This window comes from Synechococcus sp. N5 (genome assembly GCF_900473925.1).
Taxonomy (GTDB): domain Bacteria; phylum Cyanobacteriota; class Cyanobacteriia; order PCC-6307; family Cyanobiaceae; genus Parasynechococcus.
The window spans coordinates 21,163-46,667 of the sequence record NZ_UCNI01000004.1 but is presented as its reverse complement, the minus strand read 5'-3'; the positions used below and the strand labels follow the sequence as shown (position 1 = coordinate 46,667).

Below are 25,505 nucleotides of genomic sequence, written 5' to 3'. Positions count from 1 at the left end.
TGCGGCTACGTTACGGGTATTGAGCCGTCTTACATCATGGCCAGCCTGCTCGATCAGCTTTCACGAATGACCGTGGTCGTTGCCGACACGGGTGATCTGGAGGCGATCCGCAAGTTCACCCCTCGGGATGCCACCACCAACCCGTCGTTGATCCTGGCTGCTGCACAGATTCCGGCCTATCAGAGCCTGATTGATGAGGCTTTGCGGTCATCGCGCAAGTTAATGGGTGGTGATGCAGCGGTGGAAGACGTGGTGCGGGAAGCGCTCGATGAGATCAGTGTGATCTTCGGCAAGGAGATCCTGAAGATTGTTCCCCGTCGTGTGTCAACGGAGGTGGATGCTCGCCTGAGTTTTGACACCGACGCCACGATTGAAAAAGGGCGCAAGCTGATTCGTCTGTACAACGATGCCGGCATCAGCAACGATCGCGTTCTGATCAAAATTGCTTCCACCTGGGAAGGCATCAAAGCCGCCGAGGTTCTGGAGAAAGAGGGGATTCACTGCAACCTCACGCTCCTGTTTGGTTTCGCTCAGGCCGTTGCCTGTGCCGAAGCCGGCGTCACTCTGATCTCCCCCTTCGTGGGGCGCATCCTGGATTGGTACAAGGCCGAAACCGGGCGCGACTCTTACCCCGGACCTGAGGATCCGGGTGTGATTTCGGTGACCAAGATCTTCAACTACTACAAGACCCACGGCTATGGCACGGAGGTGATGGGGGCGAGCTTCCGCAACATTGATGAGATCACGGAGTTGGCCGGTTGTGATCTGCTCACGATTTCACCGAAGTTGCTGGATCAGCTCCGTGAGACTGATGCTGTGCTGACCCAGAAATTGGATGCCACCCATCCCACCGATGGCGAAGCCAAGATCCACGTCGATCGCGCCACCTTTGATGCACTGATGCAGGACGATCGGATGGCCAGCGACAAACTCACCGAGGGCATTAAAGGCTTCAGCAAAGCCATTGAAACCCTGGAGCATCAACTGGCCCATCGTCTGGCTGAACTGGAGGGTGGATCAGCCTTCCGCCACGCCGTTTCCGAGATCTTCATGCTCAACGACATGAACGGTGATGGCTCGATCACCCGCGACGAATGGCTCGGAAGTGATGCCATTTTTGATGCCCTCGATCAGGACCATGACGGCCTGATCTCTCAGGAGGATGTGCGCCAAGGCTTTGGCGCAGCACTGACTCTGACCTCTGTCTGAGTCGCGCTGGTTCCATGCATGCCCTCGACACCATGCGTGCTTTGGCCAGCAAGGCCGAAGTGATTAATCTCAATCAGGGTGACGTGCTGTTTCGTACCGGCGAAACCGGCACCTGCATGTACGGCCTGCTGGAGGGATTGGTGCGGCTCACCTGGATCGATTCAGCAGGCCATGAGGGACATGAAGACATCACTGTGGGTCATGTGTTCGGTGCGGGGGCTTTGGTGATGGAGGACCATCAGCGTCTGAGCACCGCTACGGCCACCAGTGATTGCCGTTTGATTGCCATGAACCGCGACAAGTTCCTGTTTGCGGTTCAGGAGACGCCGATGTTTGCAGTGCAACTCCTCGCATCGATTGATGCCCGTTTGCGGGACATCAAGTTGGCCGACGGATGATCGCGGGCGGATCGATGCGGCGAAAGGGCGAGAACGTTATTGATTCGGCTCCGCTGACGACCGGTAGGCGGCGGGCACCAGCACCAGAAACAGCAGCCACCAGGCCAGTACGCTCAGGGCCAGGGGAAGGCTGATCCAGAGGCGGTGTAGCAGCACCCAGGACCCGCCGACCATCAGCACGCCCGTGGAGATGATTGACCAGGGCTGGCACCACCAGGGTTTCAGCGACCAGAACGGAGGCTGTGGCTGAGGCTTCCGCTCCGCCGGCTCAGCGGAGGGCGGCGAGTTCACCGGCGGCTTGCATGGCGGCGAGATCGTCGTAGCCACCAATCACCAATCCGTCGATGAACACCTGGGGGAAGGTGATCATTCCACTGCGCTGCTGCACGGCCTGGAAGGCTGCGTCGTCGTTGATGGTGGTGACGGTGTGGGGCAGATCTAGGGTTCTCAGGATGCGCAGGGCGCGGCTGCACCAGGGGCATCCCGGCAGCACGGCGATCTCGATCCTTGGAGCTGCTGCTGCCGTCTGACGCGCGGGGCGGCCTTCGCGTTGCTCCAGCACGCCAATCAGCAGATCGACGCCCTTCTGCACGATCGTGCCGGGCTCTAGGTGGCCTCCCCACACCTGACAGGCCCCATCCGAGAGGCTCAGGTGCAGGTGCACGCCCTCAGGGGAAAAGGTTCCATTGAGGGTGATCACCTCAAGATCGCCCTCCAGCACGGTGGGCTCCGCCTGGCCGGGGCACTGGAACGACGCCTTGGTCAGGTTGCCGACCACGCCGAGAACAAATCCGCTGATGCCGTCCCGCTGGGCCAGTTCTTCGAGGCTGAGGCGCAGATCACTGCCGGGAGCAAGCTTCAGCGGCAGGGGTTGCATGGCGCCACAAAAAGTGTGTCCAAGATTACGCAATCTTGTCTAGCACGATATCGTTTGCTCCATGTGAGCATATTTTCACGAGATCGTGTCTCTCCTTCAGGATCTGGTTCAGGAGTTGCAGCAGCGGATCGAGGGTCAGGCCGCGGCTCCCAGTACGGCTGCGGTGGCGGATGCCGCCGGCTCCGAGCGCATCAACGTCACCCTGCCCCGCGGGGTGATGGATGACCTCAAGCGTCATGCCCTCGCTGAAGGGCGCAGTTGCGGCAATCTGGCCGCCTATCTGTTGGAGGAGGCCCTGCGTCGTCATCGCCCTCTGGGCTGAGTGGGCTGAGGTTTTCGTTTCAATCCAGCAGCCGGTTGGCAATGGCTGCAACCTTCCCCTGCCGTTGCAACTTGAGGATGGAGACGTCCATGGGCGTGCGCAGGGGGCTGTTCGGTTTGATCACGAAGCCGTAGGTCTCTTCCGACAGCGTGAAGGGGGCGAGGCGCAGGGCGAGATCGGGATTGTTTTTGAGGTGGTAGCGAATGGCCGGTCGATCAAAGATCAAGGCATCAGCCTTCTGATCCACCAACAGTTGTACGGCGCTCCTGAGGTTGGTGCCGCTAACGATCCGCATGTCGCCGCGTTGGGCTAGCTCCATGCCACTGGTGCCCTCCACCACAGCAACCCGACGTCCGTTCAGTTGTGCAGGAGTGCTGATGCCTGATTCGGTGGCACTGGAGAGGAACAAGGTGAACGCCGAGGCGAGGCTGGCGGTGAGGGACGACACTGCGATCAGGGAGATCACCATCCAGGCACCGGTGATGCCCCGACCGGTTCGTGTGATCGGCGCCTTGTCGCCGTAGCCCACCGTGGTCAAGGTCACCAGGGCGAACCACATGCCGCTGCTGATGCCCGGTAGCCAGTCCCGCGGAAACTGCTCACTGTTGCAGTTGCGTTCCGCCAGCCAGATCAAGCTGCCCACCACCAGCAGAACGCTGATCAGCACCAGCACCGAGGAGATCACCGCCCAGCCGAAGAACACCTGAACGCGGCTCAGGATCGAGGGCGGGCGCATAGGCAGCAACACCCCAGATTTGCCCAGGTAGTAGGGCTGGGTGAAGTCAATGCCTGGCATGGCCAGGCGGCGTGAGGTGATGCTGATCGGGCCCACCAGCACGTCGATCTCACCGTCATCCACCGCCTCAATTCCGGCTTTGGGGGATGGCTGCTCCACCAGCTCGTAGCTGAGGTTGTTGTCTTCGGCGACGCGGCGCCAGATGTTGAGGCTGATGCCGCTGAGCTGATCGCCGTTCTTGATCACGAAGGGGGCCGATCCACTGATCCCCACCTTCAGGTGATTGGCCTGCAGGGGCAGTGAGGTGCCGAAGCAGGCCAGCGCGAAGACGACGGACCAGCGCCGGACCCCTCGCATCAGCGCTGTTCCAGACGACGCACGATCACGGCCATTGCCGCCAGGGAACCCGCCAGCGCGATCAGCAGGGCAATGGTCATGGAAACGTCAGGACAACGATGGTGCGCTCAGGTTGGCATCCCTCGCCCCGAGCAGCCAGTCGGCCACTTCCATCCTCAGGGCGTAGGCACATTCGAAACGGCCTTCCTCTTCCAGCAGGCTCAAGCGTTGTTCGAGCGTGCGCAGGGTTGAACTCGCGCCCTGGTGGAGGCCATTGCTCCGCGCCACAATGAGTCTTCTGGAGGCCCCCGAAGCTTGCGGCACGACGTCAGCCATCCAATGCAGCCAGCGCTACAGATCTGCGATCTGCACCGTTCATGAGCGCATTGGAGTGGTCCTGGGGCAACAGCCCACTCACGTTCCTGCCCCAGCGGGCCCTGTGGCGGGCTGAGGGGCGGGAGCTGTTTGTTGCCGACCTGCATCTCGGCAAGGCCGAGGTGTTCCAGGCCCACGGCATCCCCATGCCCAGCGATGGGGATCAAGGCACCCTGAATCCGCTGCTGGAGCTCTGCCATGCCTGGTCACCGCAGCGCTTGTTCGTGCTGGGTGATCTCGTGCATGCCCGGATCGGCATCACCGCTCCCCTGCGCGAAACCCTGCTGGCGCTGCCCGATCTCTGTGGTTGTCCGGTGGTGCTGATCGGTGGCAACCATGACCAGGACAGCTGGATTGAAGGCTTACCCCAGCAGCCTTCTCAGCGTCTGGGCCATCTCTGGTTGAGCCACATGCCCGAACGGGTGCCGGAGCCGGGGTTGTTGAACGTGTGCGGTCACCTGCACCCCACCACCCGGATTCGCAGCCGTTCCGATCAGTTGCGTTTGCCCTGCTTCGCCTTTGATCCGGAGGGGCCGCGTCTGGTGATTCCTTCGTTCGGGCAGTTGACGGGAGGCCATGACTGCGGCGAGCGTTACCAGCAATGGCTGGTGGCCGAAGGCTCCATCGTTCCTTGGTTCGACGCAACCCCCAACACCCGAGAGCGAAGGGTCGCGTGACTCAGCCTGCTGCGCCGCGACCCAAGCCCCGGCCCAAGCGCAGGATCCGTCTGCGTAAGCGCTGGCTCTTGCTGGCCATGCCGTTTGTGGTGTTCGGCGGCCTGATCGCCTTAGCGCCTGTGGCTCCCGAGCGCTCCGAGCTGCAGGAGCAAGCTGTTCGTTCGGCCCAGCAGCGCGGCCGGGAAGCCAAGCCGTTCCGCTATTTCCCCGACGATGAGGTCTACGCGTTGGACCTCGATCCACGGAGGGTGCGCTTCGGGCTGCTGGAGGGTTGGGATCGCGAACAGGACGCCTACCAGGACAGCGCTGCCCTGGCCTATGTGTCCGGCCCGATGTATGAGCGCCATGTGGACGACGATGGCCGCGAGATCACAGTTCCCCTGGGGGATCTCAAATTCGGCAAGCAGGTCTGGCGCGGACGGAACCGCTCGGCTTCACGCCAACGGGCCTTCGTCGGCATCCGCCACGACGGCAGCATTGATTTCGGCTACGGGGAGCTGACCGATGAGCGCAGCCGCACCTACGACACCTTCATCGGCGGTCTGCACAGCCTCTACAACGACATCGAGGCTCCGCCGGAGAGCTACAAGGGGGCCTACAGCATCAGCATGGGCCAGCGCATCCGCTACTACCTGCCGCGGATCCGCATGGTGATGGGCCTGCGTCAGGACGGCCACATGGAGGTGCTGATGAGCCGTGATGGCCTCACCCTCGAGCAGACCAAAGACCTCGCCCGTCGCCGGGGCTATCTGGCGGCCTACATGCCCGACCATGCCTCGAAGAGTCGTTTGATCATCCCTGGGGTGAAGGGCTTCACCGAAGAAGACGCCAACTGGATCAGCGGCGGTGCCACCAGCTTTGTGCATGTGCCCTACCTGCTGCGGTTGAGCCCCCGCCAGATCCCCCTGCAGGGCAATCTGATTGCGGCGCTGACGCCCAAGCTGGCGCTGGATGAAGGTTGCGATGGCCCGCTCGACTGTGTGTCGTCTTTCGGCAATCACCTCGCCGATCGCGCCCTGGCGGGCCTGAACCGGGTGATGGAACAGGGCGTGGAACCTCTGGCCCGGATGATTTGGGGGCCCACTAACAACCTCACCAAGCCGGGTGTGCCCACGGATGCCGACGACCGCAGCGTCGATCTGGACCGTGCCCCCCTGAGGGAACCCCCGATCACGGCCGATCCTTTGGTGTTGCGCGAGCCGCCCGCTGTGATCCGGGGGCCGGAGCCAGCTGAACTCGGTTCCGATGACAGCTCAGATGCCAGCTCCGATGACAACTGGATAGAGCCGCAGCTGTTTGTGCCGTTGCCTCCCGATCTGCCGCCGCCGATTGTGCTCGATGAGCCGATGCTCAACCCCGCCGAGGTTCTGCTGGATGAGCCAGCCCCATCGGTGATGCCGCCGCCAGCTTTGCCGCCCCTGCCGCCGGTGCCCGTGCCGCCTGTTCAGGATTGAGCTTGGACGCCGTTTGGTCCTGGTGGTCGATCCCCAGCACGCAACGTCGGGTGTTGGTGGCCCATCTCGCTCAGCCCCCGTCGCGCGCTGAGCAGCGGGCCTTGAGCGACAGCCTCACCTGCCGGTTGTTTGCCGATGCAGGCCAGATGGTTGTTGCGGATGACATCGGCCGCACGATCTACGGCAAGCCGCAGCTGCGCGATTCCCCGCTGCACCACAGCATTTCCAACACCGGATCCCTCAGCATCGGCGTGGTGGGGCTAGATCCGATTGGCATCGATGTGGAAGCGCTGGACCGGCCGTTGCGTGTGGCATCTGACCTGCTGACGCGGCGCCTCTTTGCCTCGGCCGCTGAAGCGACGGACTGCCTGGAGCACTGGACGCTGATTCAGGCCTGGACGGCGAAGGAGGCTGTGTTGAAGGCAGCGGGTCTGGGGCTTGGCGGCGGACTGGCGAACGTGACCATCGCTTCGGACGGGGCCGCGGCATGGCTGCATGGTTCGCGTTATTCGCTCCGCCTCTGGAGCCAGGAGGGCTTCAGCGTTGCGGTCGCTGAGGGCATCCGTGGCTAGAGGAAGGGATGGAGCATCGAGCAACAGCGTGAGATCTCTTTTGCAGCAACGTCTCGCCAAGGCCAACAACTTTCAGAAGGCGTTGATCACGTCTTTGCTCGCCTGGGTGGCCCTGGGGGTGTGGAGCTATCTGATCGTCGTGCCGATCCTTTCGGCTGTGGCGTTCCTCTGGCTCGGGGTGACGGGCTGGCTGGTGTGGCGGATCTGGCGTAAACCCGTGGGCTGAGCCAGGGAATTGCGGTTCAGCAACTTAGAGTTCAGGACGGTTTTGGTTCGCGTTCGGTGGAATTCACGGTGGTGATTCTGAGTGAGCAGGTTGGCTCATACCCAAAAATCAGCTGGACGGAATGGAAAGATCGCAACCGCAAGCAGATGAAGAGTCAGGGCGATGTGTGGTCGATGGCCACACTGTCTGGAGACACGATCTGGGATTGTTTGGATAACAACAAGATCGACCGGCTCCACCTTGTGCAGTGGAAACCAGTTGACGATACGATGTATCAAGTGAGCCTGCCGCGCCGCTGAGATTGAACTGGTAACTAGTGGTTCTTTGATATCAAACTAATAGCAAAAAAGCACCTGTTCGATTCGAGCAGGTGCTTTTTGTTTGATGCTGAGGTTGAGTCTTTTCTCTTTAGAGAAGGAAGAGGAAGATCACCGTGAACATGGAACCCAGCAGGAAGATCGAGTCCTCCTTGCGGTTGATGTCAAAGGGCTCGTGGGGCTCTGGGATCATTGGTCTGGCTGTTGAAGCCGGCACGCTAAAGGACTCAGCTCACCCTCGGCGGTTTGATCCTGTTTCAATCGCGCCAATCCCTCAGCCGAGCTCCATTCCATCGCTCACTCGATAACACCTCTTGGAGTTGATCCACTGCAGACTGCTTTGCATCATTCCAGTCGTGGTCTGAGAGTCTGATCAGATATTCGTGCTGAATGCCTGAGCCTCTTTGCCTTGATGTGATGATTGAAACGTCGTCGTAGGTGATGGGGAATGAGTCTCCGGCTGGTGCTCCAAGGGCGGCCTCTGAGGCGAACAACAGAAAATCGAAAATCACTGGATTGAAATATTCTTCGCTTTCATCCAGATCCCCACAAGCCAGCATTTGTTCTCTGGTTTGTGGTGTGTAGGTCACAAAGGAAAAGCAGCAGGGATCATCGGTGGCTTGCAGGTAGAGCCCTTTGAACCGACGCGTGCTCATCAATCAGCCTCCCGCCAGATGGAAGAGTGGGGATCCCAGACGGGTTTGGCGTAGGTGCCCTTCAATTGCCGTTGAGGCTGATCGATGCCCAGTTGGCTATGGCATTGGCTTGCGAATTCAATCGAGTTTTTGTGGTAGTCCTTCCAGGGCACCAAGGTTTTGCCATTCCAGATCGGCGGTAAACCTGTTTCTTTGAGCAGTTGATCAAAGGCGTCAAAGTGGGCCTGGAGTTGCTCGTCTGTGAGCACAGCTTCTGGCCGCGGCACTCTTAGAGACTGTTTGAAGGGAGCGCTCTCCATGCATGCTTCGAAGCTTTGGCTGAGTTCCGCTTGATGGCTCCAGGCTTTCTGTTGGACCACCCCAAAGACAACGAGGCCAATCAGCAAGAGCCCGATCCCGATGATTGCGCTGAGATGACCAACCGGCTCTCTGGTGTTGTCCATCGGCTCGCTCTCCCCAGCCAAGCCTAAGGAGGCGTTTCTTCTCCGCGGCCCACTACCAACGGCTTCACCCGAGCAGACTGGAACTCCTTGTTCTGCTTGCGCATGCGAGTGCTGCTTACGGCTTTTCTCTCACTCGCTGCTTGTGCGGTGGTGTTGACGACTGGGGCGAAGAGCACCGAGCGTTTCACGACCCACATCGGGTCTCGGCTGCCGCCAGCAGAGCTGGGTTGCGTCCAGTCAGGGCACGTTCAAACGGATGAGGGGCGCCGGCTCAGCGTTTTCAAATGTCCGGTTTGAGGTTGGTCAGGTAAGGGTGATTGAAACCGCTGCCCGCCCATAACCAAAAGATTGAACGTTGATGCTGCACGGACAGTCGGCACCGCAGCACAAAAGAATCCGTCAGCAGTCGGCAGCAAAACGTCCTGCGTTTAAAAAAGCTGAGAAGCTGACGACGCATTTGTGCTGATGCCATGTTTGGTCTGTTTCAGAAGAAGCCCGAGGTTTGCAACGTTCTTGGTGATTCCATCACCCTGCGCCTCACCGCTGAGCAAACCGATGGGAAGTACAGCGTTGCTGAGTTCGCGACCCCTGGTGGAGTCGGTCAGCCTCCCCATACCCATGCCTGGGACGAAACCTATTTGGTGCTGGAAGGGGAGTTGAACCTCAACATCAATGACCAGCCAACCGTTGTGGGAATAGGCGGTTGCTATCAGGTCAAAGCAGGTGTCGTCCATGCCCCCACCCCCAACGGTGACTTCTGCCGTTACGTCATGGTCGGCCAGCCTGGCGGCGTTGAGTCTGTCTTCAAGAGCCTTAAGGCAAACCAGAAGGACCTCAGTGATATGGGCAAGGTTGTGGAGATCGTGACCAAGGAGGGGGTCAACATCGCTGGTTGATTCACGAGCGGTGCTCGCGTTCAGAAGGGCGGCGGATCTTTTGATGGCCGCTCTTCCATCCATTCCCACGCCTTATCAGCAATGGCATCAAAATTTTTCCACGTTCATCATGAGTTCCGCGCTGGCAAAGCCCAGCAGTGGTGGGAGACAGCACAAGCGGCGATGGCGCCCGGTGGTGGCTGGGATGAGGCTGTAGCCAAAAACCTTGAAGCGGGCTTCTACAACCATTCGTTTTGCCCCATTGGTCCTGAGGGCCCTGCCTTTTGCATCTGGGAAGTCCGCGAGGGAATCACAGCAGAGGAATTCCAGGAATTCATCGACGGCCCCAATGGTGTGAACTTCGGCTTGGGGGCATGGATGAACATCTGCCGGGAGATCAACGTTGAGATGGCAGGAACACCCCCTTACCCGAGGAAGTTCTGATATCGAATTTTCGACAGCCTCGGGGTGCTGATGTTGTCGCTATCCGTCTCCCGACAAAAAATCACCCCGTCGGAAGACGGGGTTTTTCACTGCCTTATCAACCGTTGGCCGGCTTGGTCAGCTTGTAGAGGTTCAAAGCGAAGAGGGCCATGCCGAAGCTGCCGAACGCGATGAGCAGGTCTTGTGTGGTGAAGGCCACGGCTCTCGTTGCAAAACTTTGTTGACTAATGTAACGGAGTCGCAGGGATGCGTCGTCAAGTCGTTTCGAGGGGGCTGTGGGCGTTCCTCTTTTTTTGTGACCTACCCCTTTGGTGCCATCAAGACAGACCTCGAAAAAGCCTTTTGTCTTCCCGATGCTCCACCGCTTGAGCAGCCTCAGAAACAAGACGCTGCCGAACTTGGCGAGTCAGAACAGTCGACAATTCTGTTTGAGCACCCTGGCGTCTGAGGCGTCCATACTCTTTGCCCAGCAGGGGATCGACCCATGGCGGTGCTTGGGCGTCAGGCCATTCTTCAAGCGGTTGACGAGGGCCTGATTGCGATCACGCCCTTCAATGCCGACCATGTTGGGCCTGCATCGGTGGATCTCACCCTCGGCTCCACGTTTCGGGTGTTCCGCAAGGTGCATGAAGTGATCGAGGTTCGCGATCACACCGACTACCGCGAATGCACCGACAAGTTGGAAGTCTCTGAGGGCGGCCACATCCTGATCATGCCGGGGGAGACCGTGCTGGGGATCACCCGCGAACGGGTCAGGCTCGGGCCTGGCCTTTGCGGTTGGCTTGAGGGTCGCAGCCGCTTTGCTCGCCTGGGGCTGATGGTGCACATCAGTGCACCGTTCATGGGGCCGGGGATCGATAGTCAGCAGGTGCTGGAGATGAGCAACTTTGGTCCGGCTCCACTGGCGGTGGTGCCGGGCACGTTGATCTGTCAGTTCATCTTTCAGCGCATGGATGGTGAAGAGCACTACGCCAGCCGCTTTGCTGGGCAGAGCCAGAGCAGTTTTTAGGAGGGTTGCCTTTCGTCATCCTGATTACCTCCTTTGAGAGGAATTAAGTAACTCAACGTTGGTATCGAGCCGTTAACTCCCTGCACTGCAGGGGGTTTACATAACTCATCGGAGATGTACATCCTCCGCAATGTTTGCCCTTCCAGTTCTCTTTAGGTTTGTCCTGTTGGCGTTCGTCGGAGCAACCGTTGCATCTGTGGCTAACTCCAAAAAAGACTTTGCTTTGCTCGCTGGTGTTTTCCTGTTGGGTCTCGGAGCCCTAGAAGCAGTCCTTGCTTTCTTTGGCGTCTAAGCCTGAAGACGAGCCTTGCTTGGCAAGGCAAGCCACACCCTTGGAAGCTGGCTTCGCCGCTCCTCGCAGGTGCAATCAACGGGAGAGCCATGGCGGCATTGGGCGCCTATCCCTGATGACTTCCGCCTGCGCGAATTAGGTGGTTGCTGAATGGAATGAATTGAGCTGATCAAAAAAGGGGAACGGGCGTCGATTGTTCCCCGGCGGGAGGCTTCGGACTTGAATCTTGAGGATGGGGTTGGTCAGCTCAGAGGTCCTCTTCGGCTTCTCCTTTGATCTGGCAATCACTTGTTGGGTAAGCCACGCAAAGAAGGGCAAATCCTTTGGCGATCTGTTCGTCGTCCAAAAAGCTCTGATCCGACTGATCCAGAGAGCCGCTCGAGAGCTTGCCTGCGCAGGTGGAGCAGGCACCAGCTCGGCACGAATAGGGCAGATCAGCACCCGCTTCCTCTGCAGCATCAAGGATGTACTGATCGTCGGCACAGGCAAAGCTGGAGGAGCCTTCCGATGTGGTGATCGTGATTTGATAAGAAGCCATTGGTTTCAATCAATGCATGCATCAATCAAAAATCCAATTGGATGCCGCTGCTGATGCATTCAAGGAAGACTTCGGGATCGATGTAGCAAGTCATACCGGATTGATTTCGATGTTCTTGATCACTGATTTTGCAGGTCAGATTGATGGCTGGTGAGGGTTTTGATCCAATCACTCAATTCAGAAAACCCCGGTTGCACTCAGGCAAATTAGGGTTGTGGCGAGCAGCACCCAGCCCACCAGCTGAAGCCATTGCGTGAGTGGCGTTCCCATGGCCTGTCAGTCGAGTGGGTCGTCCCAAAGCGGTGGTTCATCAAATTCTTCCAACAGCGAGTTGGCTTCTAACTCCTTGCCAGCCAGCAGCAGTTGAATCACTTGATTCCAGAGGAATCGAGTCAGGCGTTTTGCCTTCTTTCCCTGATGCCCGGTCTCGAACTTGATCGGAGGTACATCACCTGTGTCGTCGTGAAATCGTGAGATGAGCGACACAGCTCTGGGCACATCAACTGTTCCGTCGTAACGCTCCTGGTTCGACGGTTGACGTATCAACTGACTCCGTTTGTTCGCACACGTTGAAAGCCAAACAAGGTCTCGCCATGGGCAATCCAACGGCGCATGCTTGAGCCATGCAAGCCAAAGCATCGGAAGGCTTAGAGGTTCTCGCGGCTGTTGTTGTCACCGCCGGTCTGGTGGCGGGCAACCTCGTGCTGTTTTCGCCATTGCGCGTGGACAACCGCGTGCCGCCTGCTCCGGCATCGCAAACGGCGGAACGCCCTTAGCGCTTGAACACGCCGTTGCAGTCGCCTGGAGCAGGTTTCACAAAGCAGTGCCCCTCAACAGACCAGTACCCCAGAGCCGGAAAAGCAAGGCCTTGAGCCCGGGCTTCGGCGTTAACGGCATCAACGCCTTTGGCCTGGATCAGCACGTTTCCCTCGCCATCCACCAAGTCCAGGAAATCCATTTCCTTGGTCTCGGCCGTGGGGTTGGCGTGGCCTTGCAGGGGAACAACCACCAGCACACAGGCAATGAGGAAGGAGCGCAGCATCGGCCTGGAAAGGGGGAACGAACGATGAGTTGAATCAGCCGTCTTGATGGGCGGCGAGGGCACGCACCACGTCGCCTCTGGTGATCACGCCGACGGGACATTGGTTGCCGTCCAGCACGAACAGGCGTTGCGTGCCCCGTTCATGCAGCTGGGATGCCGCCTTGGGCAGCGCTAATGCCGTATCGCAACTGTGGGAGTCCTTGCGCATCAGATCGCTCACCTTGGTGCCGAGCACCTGGTGCACCTGTTTGTCCCAGTTCAAGGGATTGCGCAGGTAGATCACGCTGTCCAACAGCATCAAGTAGGGGCCGGCGTCAACACCGCTCTCCCGCACCATCAGATCCTGCTCCGTCAGCTCGCCGATCAGACGTCCCTCTCCATTCACCACCGGCAAACCACTCACGTGGTGGTCGCTGATCATCTGAACGGCCTGCTGCAACGGGGTGTCGGGCGTGACCGTCAGAACCGGCTGGGTCATCACATCAGCCACCGTCAGCTGCAGGACCATGATCAAGGTTCAGCTCTTCACATTCTGAGCGTTGTTTCTGTCTTTGCGTTCGATTGCCAACGGGCTCACCGTGGCGCGAGCCGTTGCCGGTTTCCCGCTGATCCTTGCCCTGCAGTTCGGCTGGCAGGGCTGGGCCTGGTGGTTGCTGCTGCTGGCCGGGCTCAGTGATGCGGCCGATGGTTGGCTGGCCCGGCGCGCCGGGGGTGGCAGCAGCTGGGGCGCCCGCCTCGACCCCCTCACCGACAAGGTGCTGATCGCGGCACCGTTGCTCTGGCTGGCGTCGTCCGCTGTGCTGCCGCTCTGGACGGTTTGGTTGTTGCTGGCCCGTGAATTGCTGATCTCGGGTTGGCGGTCGCAGGCCAGTGATGGTGGGCCGGCTTCGCTGTCGGGCAAAGCCAAAACGATCCTTCAATTCCTCAGCCTGTTGCTGATGCTCTGGCCCTCCGGCTGGATCGCTGCTGCCGGGCTTCAGAGCCTGGGCTGGTGGCTGTTCTGGCCCTCCCTCGCCCTGGCTCTGAGCTCAGCTCTGGGCTACATCACGCCCCGATCAGCGCCTCGTCAGAACTGAAGTCTGGCGCTGCGGTTGGGTTCAGGGCGTAGTCGTTGCTGTAGCTGTCGGCCAGGCCCTTGGCCAGGTCGAAGCTGGGTTGCCAGGCCAGTTCGCGTTCCACTCGGGTGATGTCGGTGAGGAAGTGATTGAGCCGCAGCGGGAAGGCCTTGCGGGCCTTGGGGTCCAGATCGCTGGGGTTGAAGCTGCGCAGCTCGAGGCCATCGGGATCGCGGCCGCAGGCCACGGCGGCGGCGCGGATCAGGCCTCGGAAGCTGATGCCCTGTTTGCCCGAGCAGTTGTAGATGCGATTGGCGGCAGCATCCACCTCGATGCAACGGGCCATCGCTTCCGCCAGATCCTCCACATGGCCCAGTTGGGTGATCGTGCTGCCGTCACCGGGCAGCGGAATCGGGCGGTTGTGAACGATGCGATCAAAGAACCAGCGTTCCACCGGGTTGTAGTTGCCCGGGCCATAGATGTAGGTGGGCCGGAAGCTGGTGAAGGGGATGCCCTCCTTGCGCAGCCAGGCCTCGGTGTCGGCCTTGCCGGCGTGACGGCTCTGCGGATCGGTGGGGCTGGATTCATCCAGGGGCCACTGCTCCGAATCGGCGTACACCCCGGCTGAACTTACGTACACAAAGCGATGGCTGGGGGCCCCGGTGATGGCCACCACACGGCTGCTGTCCTCTTGCTTGCGTCCGGAGCTGTCGACGATCACATCGAAGCTGCGGCCCTGCAGCGCGCTGAGGCCTTCATCGCTGCTGCGATCGCCACACAGGTGTTCTACGCCGGCGGGGACGGGGTTCTTGCCGCGGGTGAACACGGTGAGTGCATGGCCCTGGGCCTGCAGGCGGGCCACCAGGGGCCGGCCCACGAAGCGGGTTCCCCCCATCACCAGGATTTTCATGCACTTGGGCCCGAAAAGCGCAGCCATTGAAGCGTGGCGCTGCAGGATGGAGGGCCTCTGGTCCGACCCCGATGGAGATCATTCCCGCCATTGATTTGCTCGATGGAGCCTGTGTTCGGCTTCACCAGGGGGATTACGACCAGGTGACCCGATTCAGTGAGGATCCTGTGGCGCAGGCCCTCAGCTGGCAGAGCCAGGGGGCAACCCGTTTGCACCTGGTGGATCTCGATGGCGCCAAACGGGGTGAGCCGATCAATGACGCAGCGGTGCGGGCCATCACCGCTGCCCTCGACATCCCTGTTCAGCTCGGTGGTGGTGTGCGCTCGCTCGAGCGCGCCGAAGAATTGATCGCCTGTGGCCTGGATCGGGTCATCCTCGGCACGGTGGCGATTGAACAGCCGGAGTTGGTTCAGGAGTTAGCCCAACGCCATCCCGGCTGCATCGTGGTGGGCATTGATGCCAACGATGGCCGGGTGGCCACCCGGGGCTGGATCGAGCAGAGCGATGTTCTGGCCACCGATCTGGCCAAGCAGTTCAGTGCCGCCGGCATCGCGGCGATCATCACCACTGACATCGCCACCGATGGCACCCTCGCCGGCCCCAACCTGGAGGCCCTGCGAACCATGGCGCAGTGCAGCGCCGTTCCGGTGATCGCCTCCGGTGGCATCGGCTGCATGGCCGACCTCCTCTCGCTCCTGCCCCTGGAGCCCCTTGGTGTGACGGGGGTGATCGTTGGCCGAGCCCTCTACGACGGCCGTGTCGACCTGGCGGAGGCCATCGCTGCGTTGGGCGAGGCAAGGCTTCAAGACGTCACCGCCGTGGCGGCAGACATCGCCTGAGCTGGCGTAGGGCCTTATGGTTGAAGCAGCAGGCACCTTCTGTGGTACTTGCAGCCGCTGGCAAGAGCAGCACGCCGTCCCCCGCGGGCAGCTTGCAGGAGGTGTTTGAGCAGTGCCGGCGGCTGGGGATGCGCCTCAGCCGTCAGCGGCGCATGGTGCTCGATCTGCTCTGGAGCGAGAAGAGCCACCTCAGCGCCCGCGACATCTTTGAACAGCTGAATTTGAGGGGCCGCAGCATCGGCCACACCTCGGTGTATCAAAACCTCGAAGCCCTTCAGTCGGCTGGGGTGATCGAGTGTCTCGACCGCGCCAGTGGTCGCCTCTACGGCTACCGCAGTGATCCCCACAGCCATCTCACCTGTCTGGACAGCGGTTCGATCGAAGACATCGACGTTGTTCTTCCCGACGACCTGTTGCGTCAGATCGAACAGCGCACCGGCTTTCGCATCGAGTCGTACACCCTGCAATTGAACGGCCGGCGCACCCTGGAGAACTGAGCAGAAGCTCGTTACCTTGAGCCCAACTGTTTCGGGTTCAACCCTTGGTCTCCCCTTCGCCGGTGCGGATGTTGCTTCTCGCGCCGGATCTGCTCGGGGAGTCGCTGGCGCTGAAACTCACCTCCGCCCGGGAGGAATGGGAGGTGGTGCTTCGCCCTGAGCGCCTGACGGGTGCTCCGGCGTTGGTGATCTGGTCGATCGACACCGTGGCCTCATTGGCGTCGCTTCAGCAGGAGTTGTTTGCCCTGCAGGAGCGCTGGCAGCCCGCTCCGGTGCTACTGCTGCTGCCCAGCGAGCTACGCCTGTCGCGGGAGCAGCTGCTGGAGCTGCCGGCGGCCGGCCTGCTGCAGAACGTTGATGCCCAGGGCCTGCAGAACGCCATCGAAACCCTGTTGCAGGGGGGACGGGACATTCGCCTGGAAGCTGCGCCGGAGACGCCAAGCCAGCAGCAGACCATGGGTCTGGGCCAGTGGTTGCTGGTGAGTGGCCTGCAGCAGGTGAGCCGCGACCTGCAACGGGTGGAGGCCCTGCTCAATCCACCCCCGGAGCAGCCGTTGCTGTTCCTGCTGCTGCAGGGGCGCCGCCGCGAATTGCGCTTCGCCAAGGGCTTGCTGCTCTGGCTCTGGGGTCCACTGCAGATGGGCCTTGAGCATGCAGAACCGCTGGGCCCCTCCGTGTCCAGCTATGGATCAGCCACCACCACGGCGATCAGCCTGCGCGAACGAAATGCCGTTGCCGTATGGGATGCCATCCGCGACCGCATCGATGCATCGGTTCAGGCTGGATTGACCAATTCCACCGGCCGTCTGCTGGCGATTGAGGGTCTGCACCCGGATCGCCGCCGGGAGTTGCTGCTGGCCCTGTTGCAACAGCTTGATCAGGTCTTGCAGCGTCTGCGCAGCCGTCAGGACGGCACGGCGATCGCCCAGGCCTGGGATTCGTTGCAGCCCGAGTTGCGCCAGCAAGCCCTCACCGCCCTGGCCGGCAGTTACGTCCAGATCCCTTGCGACGGCGAGCTGCAGCCGGTGGTGGCTTCGCTGCTCAGCCGTGCTGATCTCACCGGTGCCGACGGCGAGCTGCCCGATCCAACCGGAATGCTGGCGCCGCTGGTGGCCGATCAACCGATGCTGGTGAACGGCCTGCTGCTGCCGGCCGATGACCCGCGGGCTTTCCTGCAACTGGAAACCTTGGTGAGCAATTGGCTGGTGAGGACGGCGGAACTGATTGGTGCCGAATTGCTTGATGCCTGTGGTGACTGGCCGGAGCTGCGCCGTTACCTGCTGCGAGACCCCCTCCTGGCGACCAGGGAACTCGACCGGCTCAGGAACCGTTTGAACACCCAGCTGCGCTGGGCTGATTGGGTGGAGCGCCCCATTCAGCTCTACGAAAGCCAGCGCACCCTGTTTCAGTTGCGCTCCGGTCGCATCGAACCGCTGCTGCTGACGGAGCCCCGCGACAAGGAGCTCAATCAGTTGGGTTGGTGGCAGCGGCAGGTGGCCTTGCTCCTGGAAGCCCGGGATGCCCTCGCACCCCAGGTGCAGGCCCTGGTGCGCCGCATCGGCGACCTTGCTGTGATCCTGCTCACCCAGGTGCTGGGGCGCGCCATCGGTCTGGTGGGGCGGGGCATTGCCCAGGGCATGGGACGCAGCTTCGGCCGCGGTTAGGCCCCTGGGTCCACAATGGCGATCCGCTGCTTCGGCTTGATGCTTGCTTTGGTGCGCTGTCTGATCACCGTTTCGATCGCGCTGCTGCTCCATGTCGCACCAGCCGCCGCTGTGTTGAACAGCGACAGCTACGACGGCAACATCTACGCCCTCTACGCCGGCAATGGCTCGTTGGTCCCTCCCGCCAGCACCTTGGAGGAGTCCCTCGCTGAGGGACGCACAGCCGTGATCGTCTACTACCTGGACGACAGCGCCGTGAGCAAACGCTTCGCTCCGGTGGTGTCGGAACTGCAACGGCTTTGGGGCCGCAGCATCGATCTGCTCCCCCTCTCCACCGATCCGCTGCAGGGCCGTGAATCCCTGGGTGCGGGTGATCCAGCCACCTATTGGTCGGGAACCATTCCGCAGGTGGTGGTGATCGGCACCGATGGCCGGGTTGTGCTCGACCAGAACGGACAGGTTCCCCTGGCGGCGATCAACGACGCCATCAGCGCCTCCACCGGTCTTCCCGCTCCGGATCTGGGACGCATTGATCAGGAAGGCAGCTTCAACGAAGTGAACATCGAAGTCACCGCCAACTGAGACGCCCACCGCCATGGCGCCTACGCTGCCGGCCAGTTGTCCCGGTCGCTGAGCCGGATCCGCTGTGTCGCTGCTGCTTGCTCCGCTCGGCCTAGGACTTGCTGTGGCCTGGCTGGAGCTCCGCCATCGCCTCAGGCCCGCCTCACCGTTGCGGATGACCCCTCGCGACTGGCGGGTTGATGATCTGGGCGGGCGGCTTCGTGTCGAGGGTGTGCTGGAGATCAGCAACCCTCACCCCCGCATGGAGATTTTTGTGCCGGAGCTGCGGGTCGAGCCCGTGCTGCTGGGGTCCTCTGATCCCGCCGGCCTGGAGGTAAAAACGCGGACCATTGCCGACCATCCCGACGAGGAGACCCGCGCAGACGGCTACTGGGCGGCCTACATCGTCAAAGGACGCAAAACCACGCGTGCCCGGGTCTCGATCGAGATCACCGGCCCGACCCCATCCGCTCGGGTCGACAGCCTCTGGGTGGATGCCCACTGGGTGAATTACGGACCCTTCGGTCGCCTGCAGCGCCGTCAGGGCGTGCTGGTGCCCTTGCGCCGTCCTGACCCCCTGCAGCCCGATCAAGCCCACTTCTGCCAGGGGGAAGGTTGCCGCGTCTTGCCGCTGCGCACCCACCTGCTCGGCCCCCTGGACGACGCCATCGACGTCCTGCGCACCTACGCCGCTGATCTGGTGCAGCCCGGCGACATCCTCACCATCGGCGAGACCCCCATGGCTGTGATCCAGGGTCGCTACCGCCATCCCAGTGAGGTGGAACCCGGCATGGTGGCGCGCCTGGCCTGCCGTGTGTTTCATCCCACCAGCAGCCTGGCCACGGCCTGCGGGATGCAGACCTTGATCGATCTGGTGGGGCCCACCCGGGTGCTGGCCGCCTGGCTGGGGGGGCTGCTGATGAAGTTGGTGGGCATCCCCGGTGGCTTCTATCGCCTCGCCAGTGACCAGGCCCGCTTGATCGACGACATCACCGGCACCACACCGCCCTATGACCAGACCATTGTTCTGGGGCCATCCCGGGCTGAGCAGTTCTGCCGTGATGCCTCGGCCGAACTCGGGGTCGACGTTGCCATCGTCGACGTCAACGACCTCGGCCGTGTAAAGGTGCTGGCCTCCAGCCCCGGCTGTGATGAGGGCTTGCTGGGCCGGGCCCTGCGTCCCAATCCCGCCGGCAATGCCAATGAGCGCACCCCCCTGGTGTTGGTGCGGCCAGGCCTGGAATGAGCGATACATTGTGAGCAGTTGGGGTTGGAGGGTGTCCGGTGACAGAACCCAAGACCACCTCCATCCGCATTGAGCCCCTCAATCCAGCCCACCTGGCCCAGTGGGTTCAGGACGCGCCGATCGATCAGCTCTCACGGTTTCAGGGCTTTTTGATCGGTGAATGGCTCTCGAGAGTCGAGCAACGCTTCCCGGATCTGCTCCCCAGCCGTTCGCCTCGTTGCCTGATGGCCCTCGCGGGGGATCGCCCGGTGGCCAGTGTGGTGGCCCGGCCGTTCAACCGCCGCGGCAGCTGCTGGATCCTTCATCTGCCGGAGCTGCTGGGCCCACTGGACGATCACAGCCACCGCACCATTCAGCAGTCACTACTGCAGCAGGCTCTGCAGTCCTGGACGGCCCAGATCTGCAGCTGGGTGATCCGCTGCCCGGCCACCGATGCCGATGCCATTGCTCTGCTGCGGGAGCTGGGCTTTCAACCGCTTCGTCCGTATCAGTGCTGGTGTCCACCAGGGGCTGGAGTTGATCCAAATGGCACCGATCAGTTGCCAGGGGGTCTGCGCTGGGCGGCCTTGAACCGCCGCACCGCCCAGTTGCTCTGGCCGATCGAGCAGGGCGGCAGCCACAGCCATCTGCGTCAGATCACCGACCGCCATTGGCTGGATCTGCTGGACCGTAACGGCCCCGGCTGCGGCGTGCTGATGGCTGGAGATGCTGTGTTGGCGGGCTGCATCCGCCTTCCCGATGCGGGAGAGGCAGGGTTCCTGGAACTGATGCGCGATGTCGCCTGGGATCCCCGGCTGGATCAGGCCCTTCCCCAGGTTTTGAACGGGATCCTTCAGCGCGGCCGCCCCCGCGGACTGCTCACGGCCTTTGACGATGCCCCCCTCAGCCGGATCCTGGAGGTGGAGGGCTGGACCCGCGGCGACGAGCAGTTGCTGCTCGGACGCAGCATGTGGCGGCGTCAGTCACCCCAGCGCAACCTGCAGCTGACCCGATCGCTCGATCAGGTGCTGGGCCGATTGCGGCCCCAGGGCACACCCTTGCCCACACCAAGCCTGGGTGATCGGCACTGATGCGGCCGCGTCCTTGTTCGATCCTCAGCCTCGATGTGGGCCGGCGGCGCATCGGCCTGGCCGGCTGCGATGCCCTGGGCATCAGTGTCACGCCCCTCGCTGCCCTGCGTCGTGGTCGCTTTGATGCGGATCTGGTCGTTCTGCGGGCCCACTGCCGTGAACGGTCGGTGCAGGGGCTTGTGGTGGGTTTGCCTCTGGATGCCGCGGGCCAGCCCACGGCCCAGGCGGAGCATTGCCAGCGTTACGGCCTACGGCTGGCTGCCGCCCTCGATCTGCCCCTGGCCTGGGTGAATGAACACAGCAGCACCTGGGCGGCGGGTGAACAGTTCGGGCTGACGGGCGATCGCAGCGGACGTCTGGACAGTGCAGCTGCTGCTCTGCTGCTTGAGCAATGGCTGGCGGAGGGTCCGGAGCTCAAACCGGCCCAACAGAGTGCGTCAAGGTCGGGCGCCGGGGGGGGCGATGGTGGATCCTGAGCCCAGTCAGAGCCGCGTCGATGTCTGAGTCGGGCCCCGGTAAGAGCAGCGATCACCCCACCCTGCTGGTCCGCGACCGCGAGGGCCATGACCTGCTGTGCTTCCTCGAGCATCTGATCCCCATCGAGGGGCAGGACTACGCCCTGCTCTCGCCGGTCGACACACCGGTGTCGCTGTTTCGGCTCAATGACGATGCAGAGCCGGTGCCGATCACGGAAGTTGCCAGCAGCGAGCCGATTCTCTCGGTGGCTGATGTGGTGCTCCAGGAGCACGACCTGGTGCTGGTGCGATCGGCGATCACCCTCACCGTCAGTGGTGAACTGGAGGAGCCGGATCAGGACGAGCTCGACGAGCTGGAAGAGGACGACGACGTTGATGAGGACGCCGAGACCTTTGAGCTGCTGGTGAGCTTCATGGTCGACGCGGAGGAATACGGCCTCTACATCCCCCTCGACCCGTTCCTGGTGTTGGTGCGGATGGTGGATGGACAGGCGGTGCTGCTGAGCGACGATGAGCTCGACCGCGTTCAACCCCTGATTGAGGCGGAACTGGAGGAGCGTGAATGGCCGGATTGACGGCACAGCACTGGTTGACCCCCGATTGGGATCCCCACCTCACCATTGCCCAGCTTTCGCTGCCTCACCTCACGGCCCACGGCCTGAAGGCCGCCGTGATCGACGTTGACCGCACCCTTCTGCCCGGTCGTGACGTGACCCTGCCAGGGCCGGTGCGCGACTGGCTGGTTGATGCCGGCCGCCGCCTGCAGTTGCACCTGTTCAGCAACAACCCTTCCCGCGATCGGATTGCGGCCGTGGCTGATCAGCTGCAGGTCAGCTTCACCTTTGGTGCCGGCAAGCCCCGCCGTGGCGCCCTGCGCACCGTGGTTCGCGATCTCGCGCTGCCCCCGGAGGCGATCGCGATGATCGGCGACCGCCTGTTCACGGATGTGCTCTGCGGCAACCGAATGGGGCTTTACACGGTGTTGGTGCGCCCGGTTCGAGACGACGGCAAGCCCTGCCGCCATGACCGGGTGCAGCGGTTTGAACGCGCCATGGCCCGCGTAATGGGGGCGCCTGCAGCATGACCCTGTGGGTCGTGAAAATCGGCACCAGCCTGCTTCGGGGGGAGACCGCCACCACGATTGATGGCTACGCCCGCTGCTTCGCAGGGGCCATGGACCGCGGTGACCAGGTGGTGCTGGTCACCAGTGGTGCCGTCGGCCTGGGCTGCCAGAAGTTGGCCCTCACCAACCGACCCGACACGGTGGTGGCCCTGCAGGCGGCTGCAGCCATCGGCCAGGGCGCGCTGATGGCGCTGTACGAACGGGCCATGGAACGCCATGGTCGTTCCGTGGCGCAGGTGCTGTTGACCCGCTCCGACCTGGCCGATCGGCGTCGTTATCAAAATGCCTCGGGCACTTTGCGGCAGCTGCTGAGCTGGGGGGTGCTGCCGGTGATCAACGAGAACGATGCCCTTTCGCCGGCGGAGTTGCGCTTCGGCGATAACGACACCCTCTCGGCGTTGGTGGCCGCCTCCGTTGAAGCCCAGCAACTGATCCTGCTCACGGATGTTGATCGCCTCTATTCCTCGGATCCGCGGGTGGATGCCAACGCCGAACCGATCTCGGATGTTCGCCACCCCCGGGAGCTGGACTCGTTGGAACAGGGCGCTGGCGACGGGGGGCGCTGGGGCACCGGGGGCATGACCACGAAGCTGGCGGCAGCCCGCATCGCCACCGCCAGTGGCATCACCGTGCAGCTCGCCGATGGCCGCGACCCTGCTCGCCTCGAGGCTTTGCTGTTGGGCGAACGGGGGGGGACGGTGTTCCATCCCCACCCCGAACCCCTGGGCAACCGACGCAGTTGGCTGGCCCACGTGCTTCGGCCTGAGGGTGAACTGCAGCTGGATGCGGGGGCCTGTGCTGCGCTGCAGCACCGTGGTGCGTCTCTGCTGCTGGTGGGTGTGACGGCGGTGCGGGGTGACTTCGCCGCCAATCAACCCGTTCAGTTGCTGGACCCCGATGGAGAGGATCTGGGCCGTGGCCTTTGTTCGATGGACAGCGACCAGTTGCGGGCCGCGATGAATGACCCATCGCCGGGGGAGTCCTCCCCGGTGGTGGTGCATCGCGATGGTCTGGTGCTTCGCAGCCGTTAACCACGTCTACGATCCGCCGGACTGCCCTGGCCTCCATGCGTTTCAGCACCCTGATCAAGGTTCTGCAGACCGGTGATGCAGGTCTGCGCTGGAGCCAGCCGGGCTTGGACCCATGGCTTGAGGGTGCCGCTTCACTCGATCAGGCCTCAGCCGTGCAGCTCAGCTTTCTGGAGAAGGGCAACGCCCTCACCGCGGTCTTGGGCGCAAGCGGCGTGGGTGCTCTGTTGCTGCCCGACCAACAGGATCTGATTGATCTGGCTTCGCAGCGTCGCATCGCCTTTGCGGTCTTCGCGGATCCGCGTCTGGCCTTTGCTGAAGCCCTCGATCAGTTGCATCCCCGCCGCCGGCCCTTGGCGGAGATTCACCCTTCGGCGGTGATCGATGAACGGGCTGTGGTGGGCCCCGGCACAGCGGTGGGCCCGCGTGTCTGCATTGGGGAGGGAAGCTGTCTTGGCGCCGACTGCATCGTTCACCCCGGGGTTGTGATTTACGACAACGTGGTGGTGGGTGATGGCTGCGAGCTGCATGCCAATGCCGTGCTCCACCCCGGCAGCCGTCTCGGGCGTGGCTGTGTGGTGAACTCCAATGCCGTTGTCGGCTCTGAGGGGTTCGGCTTCGTGCCGACGGCGAAGGGCTGGCGAAAAATGCCGCAGACCGGCCAGGTGGTTCTTGAAGACGGCGTTGAGGTGGGTAGCGGCACCACCATTGATCGCCCTTCCGTCGGCGAGACCCGCATTGGTGCCGGCACCAAGATCGACAACCTTGTGCAGATCGGCCATGGCGTCACCACTGGCCGCGGCTGTGCCTTCGCCTCCCAGGTGGGCATCGCCGGCGGCGCCCACATCGGCCAGGGGGTCATCCTGGCGGGCCAGGTGGGGGTCGCCAATCGTGTTGTCGTCGGTGATCGCGTCATCGCCAGCTCCAAGACCGGCATTCACTGTGATGTCGCCCCGGGAGAGGTGGTGAGTGGTTTTCCCGCGATTCCGAATCGCCTCTGGCTGCGATGCGCCACCACCTTCAGCAAGCTGCCGGAGATGGCCAAGACCCTGCGGGAGCTCAAGCGGGACACCCCTCAGTAACCTCAGCGGTCGACCTGCCGTACCGCACCGTCATGGCTCAGCACCGCGTTGTTCTCCTGCCCGGTGATGGCATCGGCCCTGAGATCACCGCTGTCGCCCGTCAGCTGCTGGAGGTGGTGAGCCAGCGGCATGGCTTTTCGTTGAGCTTCGAGGAGCAGCCCATCGGTGGTAGCGCCATCGATGCCACCGGTGAGCCGTTGCCCGCAAGCACCCTCGAAGCCTGCAAGGCAGCCGATGCGGTGTTGCTCGCCGCCATCGGCAGCCCCCGTTTCGACAGCCTCCCCCGCGAGAAACGGCCGGAAACCGGCCTGCTCGGCCTGAGAGCCGGCATGGAGCTGTTCGCCAATCTGCGGCCGGTGAAGATTGTTCCGGCCCTTATCGATGCCAGCAGCCTCAAGCGTGAGGTGATCGAGGGGGTGGACCTGATGGTGGTGCGGGAACTCACCGGGGGGATCTACTTCGGTCAGCCCAAGGGACGCATTGAGACCGAGGGGGACGAGCGCGGCTTCAACACAATGACCTACTCCGCCTCGGAGGTGGATCGGATCGCGAAGGTGGCCTTTGAGATCGCCCAGGAGCGGCGGGGCAGGCTCTGCTCGGTGGACAAGGCGAATGTGCTCGATGTGAGCCAGCTCTGGCGGGACCGTGTGGATGCCATGGCGCCCAGCTACGGCGCTGTGGAGGTGAGCCACATGTATGTGGACAACGCGGCGATGCAGCTGGTGCGTGATCCCCGCCAGTTCGATGTGCTGCTCACCGGCAACCTCTTCGGCGACATCCTCAGCGATGAGGCGGCGATGCTTACCGGTTCCATCGGCATGCTGCCCTCCGCCTCCCTCGGCAGTGAGGGCCCTGGGTTGTTTGAGCCTGTGCACGGTTCAGCCCCCGACATCGCCGGTCAGGACAAGGCCAATCCCATGGCCATGGTGCTGTCGGCCGCAATGATGCTGCGCATCGGCCTCAAACAGGCCGAGGCTGCCGATGATCTTGAGGCCGCTGTGGATGCCGTTCTGGCCGGTGGCTTCCGCACGGGTGATCTCATGGCAGAAGGCTGCACTCAGCTGGGTTGTTGCGCCATGGGTGAGCAATTGCTCAAAGCTCTGTAAGCCAGAGATTGGTGCAATCGGGCCCTGATCTGGCAGGATCGCCGGGCCCG

At 62.4% G+C, this 25,505-nt stretch carries 38 protein-coding genes; 27 read left to right on the top strand and 11 right to left on the bottom strand.

The genetic code is table 11. From position 1 onward, the window contains the following. Positions 1-36: 36 nt before the first annotated feature. Entirely contained in the window at positions 37-1,209 is a 1,173-nt protein-coding gene (locus DXY03_RS05045; protein ID WP_115009455.1) for a transaldolase, read from the top strand. Between the two features lie 14 nt (positions 1,210-1,223). Continuing rightward, entirely contained in the window at positions 1,224-1,607 is a 384-nt protein-coding gene (locus DXY03_RS05040; RefSeq protein WP_115009454.1) for a Crp/Fnr family transcriptional regulator, read from the top strand. 36 nt (positions 1,608-1,643) lie between these two features. Here the strand turns inward: DXY03_RS05040 and DXY03_RS05035 are convergent, their stop codons facing one another. Continuing rightward, positions 1,644-1,898, bottom strand: a complete 255-nt coding sequence (locus tag DXY03_RS05035; RefSeq protein WP_115009453.1) for a DUF6737 family protein — start codon at positions 1,896-1,898, stop codon at positions 1,644-1,646. Beyond that, on the bottom strand, positions 1,876-2,484 hold the full coding sequence (locus DXY03_RS05030; protein ID WP_115009452.1) for a PCC domain-containing protein: 609 nt from the start codon (positions 2,482-2,484) through the stop codon (positions 1,876-1,878). The genes DXY03_RS05035 and DXY03_RS05030 overlap by 23 nt, the downstream gene beginning before the upstream one ends. An 85-nt stretch (positions 2,485-2,569) precedes the next feature. Here DXY03_RS05030 and DXY03_RS05025 point away from each other — a divergent pair, with 85 nt between their 5' ends. After that, the gene (locus DXY03_RS05025) at positions 2,570-2,806 is read left to right on the top strand and encodes a CopG family transcriptional regulator (protein WP_115009451.1); all 237 of its coding nucleotides are present in this window, start codon (positions 2,570-2,572) and stop codon (positions 2,804-2,806) included. A gap of 19 nt (positions 2,807-2,825) precedes the next feature. Here DXY03_RS05025 and DXY03_RS05020 read toward each other — a convergent pair whose 3' ends face one another. Continuing rightward, positions 2,826-3,899: a transporter substrate-binding domain-containing protein gene (locus DXY03_RS05020; RefSeq protein WP_115009450.1), complete on the bottom strand. Its 1,074-nt coding sequence runs from the start codon at positions 3,897-3,899 to the stop codon at positions 2,826-2,828. Positions 3,900-3,986: 87 nt separating this feature from the next. Beyond that, the gene (locus tag DXY03_RS05015) at positions 3,987-4,166 is read right to left on the bottom strand and encodes a hypothetical protein (protein ID WP_244272325.1); all 180 of its coding nucleotides are present in this window, start codon (positions 4,164-4,166) and stop codon (positions 3,987-3,989) included. A gap of 89 nt (positions 4,167-4,255) precedes the next feature. Between DXY03_RS05015 and pdeM the strand changes: the two genes are divergently transcribed. The 5 genes from pdeM to DXY03_RS04990 all read left to right on the top strand — a co-directional run bounded on the left by pdeM (position 4,256) and on the right by DXY03_RS04990 (position 7,481). After that, positions 4,256-4,930, top strand: a complete 675-nt coding sequence (gene pdeM, locus DXY03_RS05010; RefSeq protein ID WP_115009448.1) for a ligase-associated DNA damage response endonuclease PdeM — start codon at positions 4,256-4,258, stop codon at positions 4,928-4,930. 77 nt (positions 4,931-5,007) lie between these two features. Further along, entirely contained in the window at positions 5,008-6,384 is a 1,377-nt protein-coding gene (locus tag DXY03_RS05005; protein ID WP_371637679.1) for a hypothetical protein, read from the top strand. Between the two features lie 2 nt (positions 6,385-6,386). Beyond that, positions 6,387-6,956, top strand: coding sequence for a 4'-phosphopantetheinyl transferase superfamily protein (locus DXY03_RS05000; protein ID WP_115009446.1), 570 nt, complete (start codon positions 6,387-6,389; stop codon positions 6,954-6,956). Positions 6,957-6,996: 40 nt separating this feature from the next. Next, a complete protein-coding gene (locus tag DXY03_RS04995; protein WP_115009445.1) occupies positions 6,997-7,182 on the top strand; it encodes a hypothetical protein in 186 nt (61 codons plus the stop codon). 56 nt (positions 7,183-7,238) lie between these two features. Continuing rightward, positions 7,239-7,481 (top strand): hypothetical protein, encoded by a 243-nt coding sequence (locus tag DXY03_RS04990; RefSeq protein WP_170951987.1) that lies wholly within the window; start codon positions 7,239-7,241, stop codon positions 7,479-7,481. A gap of 275 nt (positions 7,482-7,756) precedes the next feature. On the opposite strand, the gene DXY03_RS04985 is transcribed toward DXY03_RS04990, so the two are convergent. After that, positions 7,757-8,155: a hypothetical protein gene (locus tag DXY03_RS04985; RefSeq protein WP_115009444.1), complete on the bottom strand. Its 399-nt coding sequence runs from the start codon at positions 8,153-8,155 to the stop codon at positions 7,757-7,759. Further along, positions 8,155-8,403, bottom strand: coding sequence for a hypothetical protein (locus DXY03_RS12475; protein WP_206749723.1), 249 nt, complete (start codon positions 8,401-8,403; stop codon positions 8,155-8,157). The genes DXY03_RS04985 and DXY03_RS12475 overlap by 1 nt, the downstream gene beginning before the upstream one ends. 84 nt (positions 8,404-8,487) lie before the next feature. On the opposite strand from DXY03_RS12475, the gene DXY03_RS12470 reads away from it, so the two are divergent. The 4 genes from DXY03_RS12470 (at position 8,488) to dcd (ending at position 10,926) form a co-directional block, all read left to right on the top strand. Beyond that, positions 8,488-8,625, top strand: a complete 138-nt coding sequence (locus tag DXY03_RS12470) for a hypothetical protein (RefSeq protein ID WP_206749722.1) — start codon at positions 8,488-8,490, stop codon at positions 8,623-8,625. Between the two features lie 443 nt (positions 8,626-9,068). Further along, complete coding sequence (locus DXY03_RS04975; protein WP_115009442.1) at positions 9,069-9,494, top strand: cupin domain-containing protein; 426 nt, start codon at positions 9,069-9,071, stop codon at positions 9,492-9,494. 81 nt (positions 9,495-9,575) lie between these two features. Next, complete coding sequence (locus DXY03_RS04970) at positions 9,576-9,917, top strand: hypothetical protein (RefSeq protein WP_038023460.1); 342 nt, start codon at positions 9,576-9,578, stop codon at positions 9,915-9,917. A gap of 484 nt (positions 9,918-10,401) precedes the next feature. Further along, positions 10,402-10,926 carry a dCTP deaminase gene (gene dcd / locus DXY03_RS04965; RefSeq protein ID WP_115009441.1) on the top strand — a complete coding sequence of 175 codons (525 nt, stop codon included), beginning with the start codon at positions 10,402-10,404 and terminating at the stop codon, positions 10,924-10,926. Positions 10,927-11,465: 539 nt separating this feature from the next. Here the strand turns inward: dcd and DXY03_RS04960 are convergent. Further along, positions 11,466-11,756: a 2Fe-2S iron-sulfur cluster-binding protein gene (locus tag DXY03_RS04960; protein WP_025362165.1), complete on the bottom strand. Its 291-nt coding sequence runs from the start codon at positions 11,754-11,756 to the stop codon at positions 11,466-11,468. A 16-nt stretch (positions 11,757-11,772) separates the two neighbouring features. On the opposite strand from DXY03_RS04960, the gene DXY03_RS12220 reads away from it, so the two are divergent. Further along, entirely contained in the window at positions 11,773-11,910 is a 138-nt protein-coding gene (locus DXY03_RS12220) for a hypothetical protein (protein ID WP_170951986.1), read from the top strand. 122 nt (positions 11,911-12,032) lie between these two features. Here the strand turns inward: DXY03_RS12220 and DXY03_RS04955 are convergent, their stop codons facing one another. Further along, positions 12,033-12,242: a hypothetical protein gene (locus DXY03_RS04955; protein ID WP_136987640.1), complete on the bottom strand. Its 210-nt coding sequence runs from the start codon at positions 12,240-12,242 to the stop codon at positions 12,033-12,035. A 137-nt stretch (positions 12,243-12,379) separates the two neighbouring features. Here DXY03_RS04955 and DXY03_RS12215 point away from each other — a divergent pair, with 137 nt between their 5' ends. Further along, on the top strand, positions 12,380-12,532 hold the full coding sequence (locus DXY03_RS12215) for a hypothetical protein (RefSeq protein WP_170951985.1): 153 nt from the start codon (positions 12,380-12,382) through the stop codon (positions 12,530-12,532). On the opposite strand, the gene DXY03_RS04950 is transcribed toward DXY03_RS12215, so the two are convergent. Both DXY03_RS04950 and DXY03_RS04945 read right to left on the bottom strand, forming a co-directional pair. Continuing rightward, positions 12,529-12,798 (bottom strand): hypothetical protein, encoded by a 270-nt coding sequence (locus tag DXY03_RS04950; RefSeq protein WP_170951984.1) that lies wholly within the window; start codon positions 12,796-12,798, stop codon positions 12,529-12,531. The genes DXY03_RS12215 and DXY03_RS04950 overlap by 4 nt on opposite strands. Before the next feature lie 34 nt (positions 12,799-12,832). Beyond that, positions 12,833-13,306 (bottom strand): CBS domain-containing protein, encoded by a 474-nt coding sequence (locus DXY03_RS04945; RefSeq protein ID WP_115009482.1) that lies wholly within the window; start codon positions 13,304-13,306, stop codon positions 12,833-12,835. A gap of 31 nt (positions 13,307-13,337) precedes the next feature. On the opposite strand from DXY03_RS04945, the gene DXY03_RS04940 reads away from it, so the two are divergent. Further along, positions 13,338-13,874 (top strand): CDP-alcohol phosphatidyltransferase family protein, encoded by a 537-nt coding sequence (locus DXY03_RS04940; RefSeq protein ID WP_115009439.1) that lies wholly within the window; start codon positions 13,338-13,340, stop codon positions 13,872-13,874. On the opposite strand, the gene DXY03_RS04935 is transcribed toward DXY03_RS04940, so the two are convergent. Next, the gene (locus DXY03_RS04935) at positions 13,843-14,763 is read right to left on the bottom strand and encodes an NAD-dependent epimerase/dehydratase family protein (RefSeq protein ID WP_115009437.1); all 921 of its coding nucleotides are present in this window, start codon (positions 14,761-14,763) and stop codon (positions 13,843-13,845) included. The genes DXY03_RS04940 and DXY03_RS04935 overlap by 32 nt on opposite strands. A gap of 71 nt (positions 14,764-14,834) precedes the next feature. Between DXY03_RS04935 and hisA the strand changes: the two genes are divergently transcribed. The 12 genes from hisA (at position 14,835) to leuB (ending at position 25,455) form a co-directional block, all read left to right on the top strand. Next, on the top strand, positions 14,835-15,602 hold the full coding sequence (gene hisA / locus DXY03_RS04930) for a 1-(5-phosphoribosyl)-5-[(5-phosphoribosylamino)methylideneamino]imidazole-4-carboxamide isomerase (RefSeq protein ID WP_115009435.1): 768 nt from the start codon (positions 14,835-14,837) through the stop codon (positions 15,600-15,602). Positions 15,603-15,730: 128 nt separating this feature from the next. Further along, entirely contained in the window at positions 15,731-16,099 is a 369-nt protein-coding gene (locus tag DXY03_RS04925; RefSeq protein WP_226424454.1) for a Fur family transcriptional regulator, read from the top strand. Between the two features lie 68 nt (positions 16,100-16,167). Beyond that, positions 16,168-17,763: a DUF3685 domain-containing protein gene (locus DXY03_RS04920; RefSeq protein WP_115009434.1), complete on the top strand. Its 1,596-nt coding sequence runs from the start codon at positions 16,168-16,170 to the stop codon at positions 17,761-17,763. A 15-nt stretch (positions 17,764-17,778) separates the two neighbouring features. Then, a complete protein-coding gene (locus tag DXY03_RS04915) occupies positions 17,779-18,345 on the top strand; it encodes a thylakoid membrane photosystem I accumulation factor (protein WP_115009433.1) in 567 nt (188 codons plus the stop codon). Between the two features lie 64 nt (positions 18,346-18,409). Continuing rightward, positions 18,410-19,570 (top strand): F420-0:Gamma-glutamyl ligase, encoded by a 1,161-nt coding sequence (locus DXY03_RS04910; RefSeq protein WP_115009432.1) that lies wholly within the window; start codon positions 18,410-18,412, stop codon positions 19,568-19,570. A gap of 38 nt (positions 19,571-19,608) precedes the next feature. Then, complete coding sequence (locus DXY03_RS04905) at positions 19,609-20,640, top strand: hypothetical protein (protein ID WP_115009431.1); 1,032 nt, start codon at positions 19,609-19,611, stop codon at positions 20,638-20,640. After that, complete coding sequence (ruvX, locus tag DXY03_RS04900; protein ID WP_115009430.1) at positions 20,640-21,116, top strand: Holliday junction resolvase RuvX; 477 nt, start codon at positions 20,640-20,642, stop codon at positions 21,114-21,116. Before DXY03_RS04905 ends, ruvX begins: the two co-directional genes overlap by 1 nt. A gap of 20 nt (positions 21,117-21,136) precedes the next feature. Continuing rightward, a complete protein-coding gene (locus DXY03_RS04895; RefSeq protein ID WP_115009429.1) occupies positions 21,137-21,691 on the top strand; it encodes a DUF3727 domain-containing protein in 555 nt (184 codons plus the stop codon). Continuing rightward, positions 21,679-22,200 (top strand): YqeG family HAD IIIA-type phosphatase, encoded by a 522-nt coding sequence (locus DXY03_RS04890; protein WP_115009427.1) that lies wholly within the window; start codon positions 21,679-21,681, stop codon positions 22,198-22,200. Before DXY03_RS04895 ends, DXY03_RS04890 begins: the two co-directional genes overlap by 13 nt. Beyond that, on the top strand, positions 22,197-23,270 hold the full coding sequence (gene proB / locus DXY03_RS04885; protein ID WP_115009426.1) for a glutamate 5-kinase: 1,074 nt from the start codon (positions 22,197-22,199) through the stop codon (positions 23,268-23,270). Before DXY03_RS04890 ends, proB begins: the two co-directional genes overlap by 4 nt. Before the next feature lie 35 nt (positions 23,271-23,305). After that, complete coding sequence (lpxD, locus tag DXY03_RS04880; protein ID WP_115009424.1) at positions 23,306-24,349, top strand: UDP-3-O-(3-hydroxymyristoyl)glucosamine N-acyltransferase; 1,044 nt, start codon at positions 23,306-23,308, stop codon at positions 24,347-24,349. 32 nt (positions 24,350-24,381) lie between these two features. Continuing rightward, the gene (leuB, locus tag DXY03_RS04875) at positions 24,382-25,455 is read left to right on the top strand and encodes a 3-isopropylmalate dehydrogenase (RefSeq protein ID WP_115009422.1); all 1,074 of its coding nucleotides are present in this window, start codon (positions 24,382-24,384) and stop codon (positions 25,453-25,455) included. The last annotated feature ends 50 nt before the right edge of the window (positions 25,456-25,505 follow it).

Bases quoted from the DNA above. Each gene is read 5' to 3' on its own strand.
- DXY03_RS04970 (WP_038023460.1), top strand. From the start codon at position 9,576: ATGGCATCAAAATTTTTCCACGTTCATCATGAGTTCCGCGCTGGCAAA.
- DXY03_RS12215 (WP_170951985.1), top strand. From the start codon at position 12,380: ATGCAAGCCAAAGCATCGGAAGGCTTAGAGGTTCTCGCGGCTGTTGTT.
- DXY03_RS12220 (WP_170951986.1), top strand. From the start codon at position 11,773: ATGCATCAATCAAAAATCCAATTGGATGCCGCTGCTGATGCATTCAAG.
- DXY03_RS04945 (WP_115009482.1), bottom strand. From the start codon at position 13,306: ATGGTCCTGCAGCTGACGGTGGCTGATGTGATGACCCAGCCGGTTCTG.
- hisA (WP_115009435.1), top strand. From the start codon at position 14,835: ATGGAGATCATTCCCGCCATTGATTTGCTCGATGGAGCCTGTGTTCGG.
- DXY03_RS05020 (WP_115009450.1), bottom strand. From the start codon at position 3,899: ATGCGAGGGGTCCGGCGCTGGTCCGTCGTCTTCGCGCTGGCCTGCTTC.
- DXY03_RS04915 (WP_115009433.1), top strand. From the start codon at position 17,779: ATGGCGATCCGCTGCTTCGGCTTGATGCTTGCTTTGGTGCGCTGTCTG.
- dcd (WP_115009441.1), top strand. From the start codon at position 10,402: ATGGCGGTGCTTGGGCGTCAGGCCATTCTTCAAGCGGTTGACGAGGGC.
- DXY03_RS04890 (WP_115009427.1), top strand. From the start codon at position 21,679: ATGGCCGGATTGACGGCACAGCACTGGTTGACCCCCGATTGGGATCCC.
- proB (WP_115009426.1), top strand. From the start codon at position 22,197: ATGACCCTGTGGGTCGTGAAAATCGGCACCAGCCTGCTTCGGGGGGAG.
- pdeM (WP_115009448.1), top strand. From the start codon at position 4,256: ATGAGCGCATTGGAGTGGTCCTGGGGCAACAGCCCACTCACGTTCCTG.
- DXY03_RS05040 (WP_115009454.1), top strand. From the start codon at position 1,224: ATGCATGCCCTCGACACCATGCGTGCTTTGGCCAGCAAGGCCGAAGTG.
- ruvX (WP_115009430.1), top strand. From the start codon at position 20,640: ATGCGGCCGCGTCCTTGTTCGATCCTCAGCCTCGATGTGGGCCGGCGG.
- DXY03_RS04920 (WP_115009434.1), top strand. From the start codon at position 16,168: ATGTTGCTTCTCGCGCCGGATCTGCTCGGGGAGTCGCTGGCGCTGAAA.
- lpxD (WP_115009424.1), top strand. From the start codon at position 23,306: ATGCGTTTCAGCACCCTGATCAAGGTTCTGCAGACCGGTGATGCAGGT.
- leuB (WP_115009422.1), top strand. From the start codon at position 24,382: ATGGCTCAGCACCGCGTTGTTCTCCTGCCCGGTGATGGCATCGGCCCT.
- DXY03_RS04950 (WP_170951984.1), bottom strand. From the start codon at position 12,798: ATGCTGCGCTCCTTCCTCATTGCCTGTGTGCTGGTGGTTGTTCCCCTG.
- DXY03_RS04985 (WP_115009444.1), bottom strand. From the start codon at position 8,155: ATGAGCACGCGTCGGTTCAAAGGGCTCTACCTGCAAGCCACCGATGAT.
- DXY03_RS04975 (WP_115009442.1), top strand. From the start codon at position 9,069: ATGTTTGGTCTGTTTCAGAAGAAGCCCGAGGTTTGCAACGTTCTTGGT.
- DXY03_RS05045 (WP_115009455.1), top strand. From the start codon at position 37: ATGGCCAGCCTGCTCGATCAGCTTTCACGAATGACCGTGGTCGTTGCC.
- DXY03_RS04925 (WP_226424454.1), top strand. From the start codon at position 15,731: ATGCGCCTCAGCCGTCAGCGGCGCATGGTGCTCGATCTGCTCTGGAGC.
- DXY03_RS04895 (WP_115009429.1), top strand. From the start codon at position 21,137: ATGTCTGAGTCGGGCCCCGGTAAGAGCAGCGATCACCCCACCCTGCTG.
- DXY03_RS04960 (WP_025362165.1), bottom strand. From the start codon at position 11,756: ATGGCTTCTTATCAAATCACGATCACCACATCGGAAGGCTCCTCCAGC.
- DXY03_RS04935 (WP_115009437.1), bottom strand. From the start codon at position 14,763: ATGAAAATCCTGGTGATGGGGGGAACCCGCTTCGTGGGCCGGCCCCTG.
- DXY03_RS05030 (WP_115009452.1), bottom strand. From the start codon at position 2,484: ATGCAACCCCTGCCGCTGAAGCTTGCTCCCGGCAGTGATCTGCGCCTC.
- DXY03_RS12470 (WP_206749722.1), top strand. From the start codon at position 8,488: ATGGCTCCAGGCTTTCTGTTGGACCACCCCAAAGACAACGAGGCCAAT.
- DXY03_RS05005 (WP_371637679.1), top strand. From the start codon at position 5,008: ATGCCGTTTGTGGTGTTCGGCGGCCTGATCGCCTTAGCGCCTGTGGCT.